The organism is Lancefieldella parvula DNF00906 (assembly GCF_000758945.1).
Taxonomy (GTDB): domain Bacteria; phylum Actinomycetota; class Coriobacteriia; order Coriobacteriales; family Atopobiaceae; genus Lancefieldella; species Lancefieldella parvula_C.
On the sequence record NZ_JRND01000003.1, the window covers coordinates 61,752 to 73,965 of the forward strand.

The 12,214-nt window shown below is 47.0% G+C and carries 12 protein-coding genes; all 12 read left to right on the forward strand.

The genetic code is table 11. The features are described 5' to 3' along the window. Positions 1–2: 2 nt before the first annotated feature. The 12 genes from HMPREF1647_RS00310 to miaA all read left to right on the forward strand — a co-directional run bounded on the left by HMPREF1647_RS00310 (position 3) and on the right by miaA (position 12,182). Positions 3–1,508 carry a RodZ domain-containing protein gene (locus HMPREF1647_RS00310; RefSeq protein ID WP_035431015.1) on the forward strand — a complete coding sequence of 502 codons (1,506 nt, stop codon included), beginning with the start codon at positions 3–5 and terminating at the stop codon, positions 1,506–1,508. A gap of 48 nt (positions 1,509–1,556) precedes the next feature. Further along, positions 1,557–2,054 (forward strand): YajQ family cyclic di-GMP-binding protein, encoded by a 498-nt coding sequence (locus HMPREF1647_RS00315; protein ID WP_035431017.1) that lies wholly within the window; start codon positions 1,557–1,559, stop codon positions 2,052–2,054. After that, on the forward strand, positions 2,020–3,426 hold the full coding sequence (gene rimO / locus HMPREF1647_RS00320) for a 30S ribosomal protein S12 methylthiotransferase RimO (protein WP_035431020.1): 1,407 nt from the start codon (positions 2,020–2,022) through the stop codon (positions 3,424–3,426). The genes HMPREF1647_RS00315 and rimO overlap by 35 nt, the downstream gene beginning before the upstream one ends. Before the next feature lie 13 nt (positions 3,427–3,439). After that, on the forward strand, positions 3,440–4,045 hold the full coding sequence (gene pgsA, locus HMPREF1647_RS00325; protein WP_035431021.1) for a CDP-diacylglycerol--glycerol-3-phosphate 3-phosphatidyltransferase: 606 nt from the start codon (positions 3,440–3,442) through the stop codon (positions 4,043–4,045). A gap of 62 nt (positions 4,046–4,107) precedes the next feature. Beyond that, on the forward strand, positions 4,108–4,605 hold the full coding sequence (locus tag HMPREF1647_RS00330; RefSeq protein WP_035431024.1) for a CinA family protein: 498 nt from the start codon (positions 4,108–4,110) through the stop codon (positions 4,603–4,605). Positions 4,606–4,837: 232 nt separating this feature from the next. After that, positions 4,838–5,926, forward strand: a complete 1,089-nt coding sequence (recA, locus tag HMPREF1647_RS00335; RefSeq protein WP_035431027.1) for a recombinase RecA — start codon at positions 4,838–4,840, stop codon at positions 5,924–5,926. Beyond that, positions 5,926–6,600: a regulatory protein RecX gene (locus HMPREF1647_RS00340; RefSeq protein WP_035431030.1), complete on the forward strand. Its 675-nt coding sequence runs from the start codon at positions 5,926–5,928 to the stop codon at positions 6,598–6,600. The genes recA and HMPREF1647_RS00340 overlap by 1 nt, the downstream gene beginning before the upstream one ends. A 283-nt stretch (positions 6,601–6,883) precedes the next feature. After that, on the forward strand, positions 6,884–8,437 hold the full coding sequence (gene rny, locus HMPREF1647_RS00345) for a ribonuclease Y (RefSeq protein ID WP_035431032.1): 1,554 nt from the start codon (positions 6,884–6,886) through the stop codon (positions 8,435–8,437). 3 nt (positions 8,438–8,440) lie between these two features. Beyond that, on the forward strand, positions 8,441–9,526 hold the full coding sequence (locus tag HMPREF1647_RS00350) for an ATP-binding protein (protein ID WP_035431036.1): 1,086 nt from the start codon (positions 8,441–8,443) through the stop codon (positions 9,524–9,526). A gap of 27 nt (positions 9,527–9,553) precedes the next feature. After that, positions 9,554–9,877, forward strand: a complete 324-nt coding sequence (locus tag HMPREF1647_RS00355) for a stage V sporulation protein S (protein WP_035431039.1) — start codon at positions 9,554–9,556, stop codon at positions 9,875–9,877. A 2-nt stretch (positions 9,878–9,879) separates the two neighbouring features. Continuing rightward, a complete protein-coding gene (miaB, locus tag HMPREF1647_RS00360) occupies positions 9,880–11,247 on the forward strand; it encodes a tRNA (N6-isopentenyl adenosine(37)-C2)-methylthiotransferase MiaB (protein WP_035431041.1) in 1,368 nt (455 codons plus the stop codon). Continuing rightward, entirely contained in the window at positions 11,244–12,182 is a 939-nt protein-coding gene (gene miaA / locus HMPREF1647_RS00365) for a tRNA (adenosine(37)-N6)-dimethylallyltransferase MiaA (RefSeq protein ID WP_035431044.1), read from the forward strand. The genes miaB and miaA overlap by 4 nt, the downstream gene beginning before the upstream one ends. Positions 12,183–12,214 lie beyond the last annotated feature (32 nt).

A 12,214-nucleotide genomic window follows, 5' to 3' on the forward strand; every position in this document is an offset into this window, starting at 1 on the left:
GCATGCCACGCCCTCGTTTTAGTGAGATGCTCGTAGAACGTAGACGTCAGCTCGGGCTTTCTATCACTCAAGCATCAAAGATTCTTCGCCTCAAGGAGCAGGCACTTATTGCTTTTGAGGAAGGCGATTTTACGAATATGCCTCAGAGCGGTTATGCTCAGGGCATGCTCTCTTCGTATGCTCGCTACCTGGGACTCAATCCGCGTGAGATTGTTGACCTCTTCCAGGAAGAGAGTTACGAGTTTGAAAACGGTACCTATTCCCATGAGCTTCGCCGTCGTACCCGCGATACTCAGTCTGGTCGTGGCATTGCTGGCTATGACGTTGTAAACGAGTCTGGTAGTAGGCCAAAGGCGTACGTACAGTACCACGGTCTTCTCCCCACATCGGGAGGACCAGCTGGCGATATGGGTGCATTTGCAACCACGTCTGGTGTTCGCTCCAGGCAAACCGGTGTGCCTCTGGGTGCTCAGGCATCTGAGGAGGATGCTGGCGGCTACTCGTATTCTCGCTATGCCACAGGTCATGCGTACAATGCAGGTATTGAAGAGGCTTCTCGTCAGAAAACCATGGCAAGTCGTACGCGCGGTGGCGTTCAGCGCAAGCGTGTGGGTATTGCAGGCGTTAGCATTCCAGCTTACAAAGACGATGTAACCAGAAGAACTGTTGCTCCAAGCGATTACACCGATGACCTTCGTTATGACAATGTAACTGCTCCTTACGAGCGTGCATCAACCATTTCTGGCCGCCGTGGTTCAAGAAACATTGCGCAGGTAGACAGGCCTAATGTTCGCCGTCGCCAACCATCTAGCGCTGCTGCTCAGCAACGTCGCGCTCCTCAAAGACCAGGCGTTATAGGAGCGCTTCAGAATTATTTCTCTGACACGGGCCGCACCATTGCCACCGTATTTGCTCTTGTTGTTGTGATTATTACTGCCGTTTTGCTGTTCAGTGTTCGTTCCTGCATGACCGCACGAACCACGCCTACTACAACAAAGACAGTAAGCGTTAATAATTCAACAACTGATTCTTCTAAGAATTCCACTACCACCAACGGCAACACGGACACCTCTAAGAAGGATTCTACTGATGCTTCTAAGAGCACCACTACAACAGAGCCAAAGAAGGAAGAAACTCCTAAGCAGACTACCGTAGTGGTTACTGTTGCAGATGGTCAGACCAGCTGGGTTGAGATTACCGTTGACGGCAAGAGTGTTGAGGCTGATGCTATTACCGGCCCATGGTCTCAGACATACACCGTCACTGACTCTATGACTGTTCTTGCAGGTACTCCTGGCGCTGTTGCGGTTACCGTTAATGGCACTGCTAAGCCATTTGACGCAAATGCTTCTGGCATTGGCACCTTGACCATTCAGGGTACTAAGCCTGCTGATGGTACTGCAGCAAATGCTTCTGGAACGCAAACAAACAGCACGTCAACAAGTACAACCAATGGAACTACTGGTGCAACTAACAACCAGAATTCCAACAGCAATTCAAATAACTAAACGCCATAGGGCGAGAAGTTCTTCTCGCCCAGGTACTATGGAGGGGAAATGGCTAAAGAATCAAGCTTTGACGTTGTGTCTGAAGTAGACATGATGGAAGTTGATAATGCATTTCAGCAGGCAGCCCGTGAGCTAACTCAGCGCTACGATCTTAAGGATTCTGGTGCAACACTTGAGCTCTCAAAGAAAGAGGGTAAGTTCACTATTGAGGCTCCTGCAGATTTTGTTGCATCTCAGGTTAGGGATGTTCTTGGCTCCAAGCTGGTAAAGCGCGGAATTGATCTTACTGCTATTCGTTGGGGAGACCCCATTCCTGCAGCAGGCTCTACCGTGCGTCAGATTGGCTCAATTGTTTCTGGAATTGACCAGGAGACTGCCAAGAAGATCGCTAAAGATATTCGTGATATGAAAATTAAGGCTAAGGCAACCGTTGAGGGCGATAAGCTGCGTGTTTCTAGCGCTTCTCGCGATGTTCTTCAGTCTGTGATTGCAAGCCTTAAGGAGAAAGACTATGGCCAGCCCCTCCAGTTCAACAACTATCGATAGGGGCTATAACGTCCTATACATCACGTTAGGATGCGCTAAAAACGAGGTTGATACAGACCGCATGCGTGCGCGTCTTTTGGCCTCTGGTTTTGGTGAAGTTGCAGATCCAGAGTCGGCAGACGTTGCAATTATCAACACCTGCTCATTCTTGGCTTCAGCAACAGAGGAGTCCATTGAAGCTACCCTTGAGATTGCTGAGGGCGCTTCTGAGGGAGTGCGCAAGCTGCCCATTATTATGTGTGGCTGCGTTCCTTCCAGGTACGGCGCAGAGCTTAACGAGCAGCTTCCTGAAGTTGCTGCGTTTGTTCCGGCAGATCAAGAAGATGGTATTGTCAGCGTTGTTGCAGACGTTCTGAATATCCCTGAGCCTACGCAGTCAATTGTTGCTGCCCATGGAATGCTGCGCACCATTGATGGCGCCAGTGCATTTGTAAAGATTTCCGAGGGCTGTGATAGATTCTGTGCCTTCTGCGCCATTCCGTACATTCGTGGTCACTATCACTCAAGGCCTGCTGAAGAGATTCTTCAAGAGGTACATGAGCTGATGGAAGGTGGTGTTCGTGAGGTCATCCTGATTGGCCAGGACACCGGTATCTGGGGCTCGGATATGCCTGATACAGCAGATGGTCAGACTCCAACGCTTGCCAAGCTTATGCAGCAGGTTGCTGAGGTAGTTCGTCCTTATAAGGGATGGATTCGCGTTTTGTATCTGCAGCCAGAAGGTATGACCGATGAGCTCATCAGCACTATTCGCGATACACCTGAGGTTCTTCCTTACATTGATATTCCAATTCAGCACTGCAACGAGCGCATTCTTAAGCGCATGGGTCGTTCTGGCTCTACACAGGAGCTTCGTGAGCTTTTTGATCGCCTCAGAACTGAGATTCCTGGCATGGTTCTTCGAACTACGGGAATGTGTGGCTTCCCAGGCGAGACAGATGATGAATCAGATGAGCTCTACGACTTTATTCAGGAGCAGGAGTTTGATTACACTTCCGTCTTTACCTATTCGCCAGAAGAGGGAACTCTGGGCGCAAAGATGTCTGATCAGGTTCCAGACGAGGTAAAAATTGAGCGTACTCAGCGCTTGCTTGACCTTGTAGAGCAGCTTGGCTTTGCGGCAACTGCCCGTCACGTTGGCGAGCGCTGCGAGGTCATTATCGACGGAATTGAAGAATCCGACGAAGGCACTGAGCTTATTGGCCACACGTGGTTCCAGGCTCCAGACTGTGATGGCGCTGTTCACATTGCAGAGGGAGAGGCCGCAGTCGGAGATATTGTCCTTTGTGACCTGGTAGATTCTTTCTGCTATGAAATGATTGGCGAAATTGTAGACACTACAGACACACAGTCTGGCGAGAAAACCGTTTAGTTGGGGATAGGTCATGTCATCAAAGACAATTTGGACACCTGCAAATATTGTTACCTGTGCTCGTGTGGTCTTAGTGCCCTTTTGGCTTCTCTTGGCGCAGCTTTTAGGTGTATCTCTGGCAGATTCTCTGACAACACCTGGTTTTAAACTTGGAGCTTTTCTTGTTTTTATCGGCTATGTTGTCATTTCTTTGACCGATAAGCTTGATGGTTACCTTGCCCGTAGTAGAAATGAAGTTACTACCTTTGGCAAGTTCTTAGATCCAATTGCCGATAAACTCGCTGTTGTTGTAGCTCTTTTTGTACTTCTAGAGTGGCATATGGTTTCTCCTTGGGTGCTCTTAGTGATTGTTGCACGTGAGTTTTTGGTATCGGGTCTTAGAATGGTTGTTGCTTCAAAGGGAGTTGTTATTGCAGCTTCTGACTTGGGTAAGTGGAAGACTGCAACAACTATGGTTGCTATCTGCGGTTTACTCTTCTTGCCAAGTATTCCTGGTGGAATGATTCAGGATGTTTTGCTCTTTATCTTCAACGCATCTATGTGGGTTGCAGTAGTTCTAACAGCCTGGTCAGGAATTGACTACTTTGTAAAGTCGTGGCAATACATTGCTGAAGTTTAACAAGATGGCGTCTCTCTGAGGCGCCGCTTTTGTATCAAATCTTATTAAAAGTAAGGAAGACCATGTTCTCTGAAGAAGTTCTCAAAGAAGCTCAAAGTGTTATTTCAGATGCCCTTGCATCAGGTATTACCGTAGCTTCTGCCGAGTCTTGTACGGGAGGACTTGTTGCAGGCGCTCTTACAGCCATCTCTGGATCATCAAGCGTACTTAAGGGCTCTGTTGTAAGCTATACCATTGAGATTAAACAAAAGGTATTAGGCGTTTCAAAAGACATTTTTGATGAACCGTCCCTTGGTGCTGTTTCTGAGCCCTGCGCAGCTCAAATGGCTTCAGGCGTTAGAGACGTTATTGGATCAGATATTGCAGTTTCCGTTACAGGAATAGCTGGCCCAACAGGAGAAGAGCCTGGTAAACCAGTTGGAACAGTTTGGTTTGGTATTAACAGCAAAAACTTTACCCATACAGTCTGCAAATATTTTTCTGGCAATAGAGAACAGGTGCGAGAAGCTGCTGTTTTGCAGGCTTTACAATTAATTCATGAAGCTATTGTGAAGGCTTAAAACCCGATTTTAATAGGGAAGCTCAAAACTAGTTTGTTTTGAGTCTCTTAATTTCTGCGGCTATGCAGGACTTATACAGTCAAATTTGCAATTAAGAAGAAATAAGCTGTTCAAGAGCTGAAAAATAGAGGTAAGAATTCAGACAAAATCCCTCTATAGAGTATATGTTTGACGTTGACATAGAACGTCTGTTCTTATATTATTCTAGTAACAAAAAGAGCAAGGAGTATCCATGGCTAAAAAGTCAGTTTCAAAAGAGATTAAAGCTCGTACTACTGGTGATGAGAGAGATGAGGTTATCTCTTCAACCACTGCAGAGATTGAGAAGAAATTTGGTGCAGGCGCTATTATGCGTTTAGGTGAGGGTGGTCCTGCCTTTGATATTCAAGCTATTCCAACTGGCTCACTTGCTCTTGATGCAGCTTTGGGTATTGGCGGCGTTCCTCGCGGCCGTATCGTAGAGATTTATGGCCCAGAGTCCTCTGGTAAGACAACACTTTCACTAGAAATTCTTGCAGAAGCTCAGGCGCTAGGTGGTGTTGTTGCCTTTATTGACGCAGAGCACGCACTAGACCCAGGTTATGCGGCTCGTATTGGCGTTGATATTGACGATGTTTTAATTTCTCAGCCAGATACTGGTGAGCAGGCTCTAGAAATTTGTGACATGCTTGTTCGCTCAGGCGCCATTGATGTTGTAGTTGTAGACTCTGTTGCTGCTCTTGTTCCTCGTGCAGAGATTGAGGGAGAGATTGGCGATTCTAGCGTTGGTCTTCAGGCTCGTCTCATGAGTCAAGCTCTCCGTAAGTTAGCTGGCTCTCTTTCAAAGTCTAATACGCTTTGTATTTTCATTAACCAACTTAGAGAGAAGATTGGCGTTATGTTTGGAAGCCCAGAGACCACTTCTGGTGGTAGGGCTCTTAAGTTCTTCTCTACTGTCCGTATGGATATTCGCCGCGTTGACAGCATTAAGGTTAACGGAGAAAACGTTGGTAACCGTGTTCGCGTTAAGGTTGTAAAGAACAAGGTTGCTCCGCCTTTTAAGGTTGCTGAGTTTGACATTATGTACGGTCAAGGCATCTCCAAAGAGGGCTCCATTCTTGATATGGCTGTTGATTTTGAGATTGTCAACAAGTCTGGAGCTTGGTTCACCTATGAGGGTGAGCGTCTTGGCCAGGGTAGAGAAGCAGCTAAATCTTTCCTTACTGCCAATCCAGATCTCATGGAAGAGATTGATCACAAAGTACGAGTTGCTTGTGGCCTTTTATTTGATGAAGATTCTGAAGTTGGCACTCCGGTTGCAACGGAAGATTCTGCTGAATAATGTCAGAAATTTCTTGGACGATTGAGCTTCCAAAAAAGAAACAGGCAGTTCTAGGTCAGGCAAAGCCTAAAGCAAAGATACTTTTAGAAACTGAAATTGGAGGGAAGGAGGAATTCTTTGTCCCTCCAACAGTAGCTCGTGCTCTTCAGAACAAAGAGAAAGATGGTGTTTTTATACCTTCTTCTCGCAATGAGTTTCTGTATGAGTTAAAAGAGATTTCAACGCAGTGCATTAAAGCTCGTATTGAGGCTTTGATTGTAAAAAGGGACTACTCTACAGCTGAGCTTCAAAAAAAGCTCATGCTTGATGGCTATCAGAAGAATGTAAGAGACCCTGCAGTGCAGAGGGCTGTTGAAGTTGGTTTGATTAATGACAGTCGTTTTGCAGACGTCTATATACGTTCTAAAATTTCACAAGGCTGGGGTCCTCTTAAAATTAAAACTGAAATTTCTAAAAAAGGGATTGAAGTTGAGACGCTCCCTGGATGGCCTGACGCTTATTTTTCTGATGTGGATGAATTTGAAGTTGCGTATTCTTTGGCCCAGAGAAAACACCTGTCGGGAAAAAATGATTATGAGAAGCTTGTCAGGTTTCTCGCCACAAAGGGATATTCATTTTCTATAGCATCATCTGTTGCTAAAAAGATTTTGGATGAAAACGCCACATCTGAATGAATATATTTGCTTAGCTTATAAGTCTGTTGTATTGATGTACTTTACTTTTCCTACCTGCTATTTATTGACAAAAGTTACAATGCTCTATACGATAAATATGCCGTGAATAGGCTCATTTCCGCTGGGCAACCAGCGTCACGTATACAGTAGGTATCTCATACATTTGATCTATCTCTGAATGTGGCATGACCAGCCAATGAACCCTGCTCATGGCGGGTTCTTTAGATACTGTTGTGTCTAAAGTCTCCTGAACACTTTTGTAATCGCCATTTGAGGAGTAGGTATGGAATTAGCAGCGGTAGGCATTGTTTGCCTTCTTGTGGGAGTAGGCCTTGCATACGGCGTACTCTCTAACATTAGTAATTCAAAGATTAAAACTGCAGAACAGCAGTTAAAAGATGCTCAGACTAATGCAGATCGTATTGCTTCTGAAGCAGCTCGCCAGGCAGAAACAGTTAAAAAAGAAGCTGTTCTTGAGGCTAAAGAAGAAGTTCTTCAGCTTAAGCAGGCAGCAGAGGCAGATGAGAAAAAGCGTAAGAGTGAGCTTCGTAGCATGGAGAATCGTATTCTTCAACGTGAAGAGTCCCTTGATCACCGTACTGATGCACTAGAGAAGCGTGAGCATCAGCTCTCCAGCCTTCAGGGCCAGCTTGATCGTCGTAAGAACGATTTGGATTCTCTTGTTTCTCAGCAGTCTCAAGAGCTTGAGCGCATTGCAGCTCTTACAAAAGATGAGGCTCATGATGAGCTTCTGGCTCGAGTCCGTTCTGAAAGTGTTCGCGATGAGGCTATGATTCTTCGTGAGTCTGAGCAGCGCGTTCGTGCACAAGCAGATAAAACTGCACGTGAGATTATTTCTACCGCTATTCAGCGTGTCGCTGCAGATCAGGCTTCTGAGATTACAGTAACTTCCGTCCATATCCCCTCTGATGATCTAAAGGGTAGGATTATTGGACGTGAGGGTAGAAACATTCGTACCTTCGAGCAGGTGTCTGGTGTTTCTCTTGTTATTGATGACACTCCAGAGACTGTAGTTCTTTCAAGTTTTGATCCAGTCCGCCGTGAGACCGCTCGTGTTGCACTTGAGAACCTCATTGCAGACGGTCGTATTCATCCAGCACGTATTGAGGAGCTCTACAAGAAGGCTGAGGCTCTTGTTAACGAGCGTGTCCTTGAGGCTGGTGAACAGGCTGCATTTGATTGTGGCATTCACGATCTTCATCCAGAAATCGTAAAGACTCTTGGTAAGCTTCGCTACCGTACTTCTTACGGTCAGAATGTTCTTGCTCACTCTGTTCAGGTTGCAGTACTTTGCGGCATTATGGCTGAAGAGCTTGGCCTTGAGCCTGCTCCAGCTAAGCGCGCTGGTCTGCTTCATGACCTTGGTAAGGCAATTGACCACGAGGTTGAGGGTCCACACGCTGTAATTGGTGCAGATCTTGCTCGTCGTCATGGTGAGCGCCCAGAGATTGTTCACGCCATTGAGGCCCACCATGCAGACATTGAGCCAAATACTGTTCTTGACATGCTTGTTATGGCTGCAGACGCTATTTCTGCTGCACGTCCTGGTGCTCGTCGTGAGTCCGCTGAGAACTACATCAAGCGCCTTGAGAAGCTTGAGGCTATCTCCAATGCACATGAGGGTGTTGAGCGTACGTATGCAATGCAGGCTGGCCGTGAGCTTCACGTAATGGTTGAGCCTCAGATGATTAGCGATTCCGAGGCAACTGTTCTTGCTCACGATATTGCTAAGCAGATTGAGGATGAGATGGAATATCCAGGACAGGTTCGCGTTGTTGTTATTCGCGAGTCTCGTGCTGTGGATGTTGCTAAGTAATTTATGGCAGCCACTTCTACTGACTTAACAGGTTTTGTCGCCTCCATGGGAGGTGAGCGCGCACTCCGTGTCGAGGAATCCCTCGGCGCGGGGTACGTTCGTTTACGCGTAGCAGAAGCAGAGCGTAGACAGGCAAAGCACGATATCCGTTCGGTAGAAGATATTGTTATCGAGCTCTTACGTAATTCTCGCGATGCTGGTGCTCGTCACATTTATGTTGCAACCTCAAAAGAGGGTGCGCTCAGAACTATCACCATACTTGATGATGGTCAGGGTATTCCAAAAGACATGCAGGAGAAAATCTTTGAAGCTCGTGTAACTTCAAAGCTTGAGAGCATGCACATGGACCGTTGGGGAATTCATGGCCGAGGCATGGCTCTCTATTCCATCAAAGAAAACTGTGAATCAGCCCAGGTTGTAGCTTCTGCTCCGGGACTTGGTTCTGTTATTCAGATTGTGGTAGACACTACTAAAATTTCCGAGCGAGTAGATCAGTCTACTTGGCCAACCTGTGGTTTGAATGAGGACGGACTCAAAACAACCGTTAAAGGTCCTCATAACATTATTCGTACCTGCTGTGACTTTGCGCTTGAGGTTAAAGGCTCGTGTGAGGTAATGCTGGGCTCTGCTGCAGAGATTGCAGCTACTGCTCGTCGCAGAATTGCCCAGACGCTTGATATCGCTGACCTGCTATTTGTTGAAGGCTTTGAAAACGTGCCTGTTCTCGAGCGCTTCAGGGCCGCAGCGGATGCAACAGAGCTTTCTGAGGTTTGTAAGTCTCTTGGTCTTTCAATGTCAGATAGAACTGCTCATAGAATTATTGCTGAGCAGATTAAGCCTTTGCGTAGTGTGTATGCACAGGTCAGCCACACTGTTGAACCTGAAGGGGTTTCTCGCGAAATTGATCTGATGAAAGACCACCGAGGCCTCAAGATGAGTAAGGCTGATATCAGCAGCTTTTCTCGAAAAATGGAGCAGAGTTTTGCTGAGTTGTCCGAGAAATACTACGTTTCTTTGACGTCTGAGCCTCGTGTTCGTGTAAGTAAAAACAAAATTGTTGTGACTTTTGATATTGAGTCGCAAGAGTAGAACAAACGCACAATAATTGGAGCACTCATGGGTTTGCTTAAAGTTTCAAGTAAGTCTTCACCAGCTTCTGTAGCAGGAGCTATTGCGGGACTGGTTAAAGATAACGAGCCTGTTATGCTCCAGTGCATTGGTGCGGGTGCAGTCAACCAGGGCATCAAAGCTATTGCTATTGCGCGTGGCTTCTTGATTCCTTGCGGTCTGGATATCACCTGTGCTCCAACATTTTCTGATATCGAAATTGCAGGGGAGAGTAGAACTGCAATTAAAATTGCCATTTATGTCCATACAATGTCTGCCCCTGATACGCAGACTCCAGCTGTTAGTTCCACTGAGTATAACGAGGTACTTTAAGCATGATTGAAAATTCCGAGCTCGTAGGAAAAACATATCACATCAAAACTTTTGGTTGCCAGATGAATCTGCACGATACAGAGCGTGTCTCTGGTCTGCTTGAGGTTTGTGGCTGTAATGAGGTTTCAGATACCGATGACGCAGATATTGTCATCTTTATGACCTGCAGTGTTCGCGAAAACGCTGATCAGCGTCTCTATGGTCAGGCTTCTGCCATGGTCAGCGCACCAACGCCTCCATCAGGCAAGCGCGTTGTTGCTATTGGTGGCTGCATCGCGCAGCGCGATGGCGAGAAGCTCCGTGAAAAGGTTCCAGCCGTTGACGTTGTGTTTGGCACCAGTGCTCTTGCAAGCTTGCCAGCTCTTCTCACCAGCGCATTTAGGGGCGAGAATGACCGTGTAGCCGTAGACACTTCTGAGGAGGGCAAGGGCTTCTCCACAGATCTGCCAAGCAACCGCGCTCAGCAGTATCACGCTTGGGTACCTATCATGACCGGCTGCAATAATTTCTGCACGTATTGCATTGTTCCTTACGTTCGCGGGCGTGAGCGCAGTCGCACCTTTGAGGCTGTTATTGGTGAGTGCGAGCGTCTTGTCGCAGATGGCGTTCGTGAGATTACCCTTCTTGGCCAAAACGTTAACTCATATGGTCGTGACCTTTACGGTAAGCCTCGTTTTGCAGAGCTTTTGCGTGCTGTGGGTCAGACGGGCGTTGAGCGAATCCGTTTCACCTCATCAAATCCAAAAGATCTTACTGATGAGACTATTGCGGCTATGAAGGAAACGCCAGCTGTCATGCCTCATCTTCATCTTGCAGTTCAAAGTGGCTCTACGCGTGTTCTCAAAAAGATGAACCGCAGCTATACACGAGAAGAGTACTTAGACGTGGTTTCTCGCCTGCGTACAGCTATTCCAGGACTAGCGCTTTCAACAGACATTATTGTTGGCTTCCCCGGAGAGACTGAGGAAGACTTTGAGGATACGCTTTCTTTGGTCAAAGAGGCTGGGTATTCTTCTGCGTATACCTTCATTTACTCTAAGCGTCCAGGCACTCCTGCGGCAAAATACGAAGACAATACGCCTCACGAGGTCATCCAGGAGCGCTTTGATAGGCTTGCAGAGCTTGTGGCTCAGCAGGCACACGACGCTAACCAGGTAGATCTCAATACTACGCAGGCAGTTCTTGTTGAGGGAACTTCCAAGCGTGACAATACGGTCATGGTGGGACATAGCGAGAAGAACCAAACAGTTCACTTCAATCTGCCAGAAGGTTACACGCCAGAAGATCTTATCGGCAAAATTGTTGATGTTCATATTGATGAGGCTCGTACCTGGTATTTGCGCGGAACCATGGAGTCTGATCCACGATGAGCTCCCAAGGCTCGGTAATCTGTATTGTAGGTCCTACGGCCTCGGGCAAAAGCTCATTGTCCGAGCTCGTTGCTAAGAAGCTTGAGACCTCTGTCATTTCTGTTGACGCAATGCAGGTCTACCGTGGCATGGATATTGGCACTGCTAAAACTCCCGTTGAAGAGCGAGAAGCTCCTCTTTTGATGGTAGATTGCGCCAACATTTCGGAAGAATATTCTGTTCAAATGTTCCAGACCGCGGCACGCGCAGAAGCTCATAAGCTCATTGATGCTGGTAAAACGCCTGTTTTTTGTGGTGGTACAGGTCTCTATCTGGATTCGATTATTGACCAGATGGAGTTTCCCTCTGGATCAATTGAGTCTCCTGTACGAACCCGTTATGAAAAGCTTGCAGAAGAGCTAGGACCTGAGGGTTTACATGAGTTTCTCGCCACAAAAGATGCAGCAAGTGCAGAACTTATCCATCCAAATAACGTGCGACGCGTTGTAAGGGCTTTAGAGCTCTTGGAAGAAGGCAAGTCGTATGCAACTCATCATGAGGGCTTAAAGGCTCATACGCCGTACTTTGATGCCCAGATATGGGGTCTTACGATGGACCGTCAGCGTCTTTATGAGCGAATAAACCTCCGAGTTGACCTTATGTTTGAGCAAGGGCTTGTTGAAGAGGTTCAAGCGCTTATTGAGTCAGGTCTCTCTGAAAATTGCACGGCTGGGCAGGCAATTGGCTACAAAGAGTTCTTTGCGTATTTTGATGGTGAACAGTCGCTTGAACAAACGCGTGAGCTTATTAAGCAGCATACCAGACAGTATGCAAAGCGACAGATTTCTTGGCTTAAACGAGATGGTCGAGTAAGGTGGCTTGATATGGATCAGCTTTCGCCTGAGGAAGTCCTCGAGCTGATTCTTGCGCAACATTCTGACGTACAATGCCAGTAGGACGTATCAAAATTTAACGTATTTACCTTGTC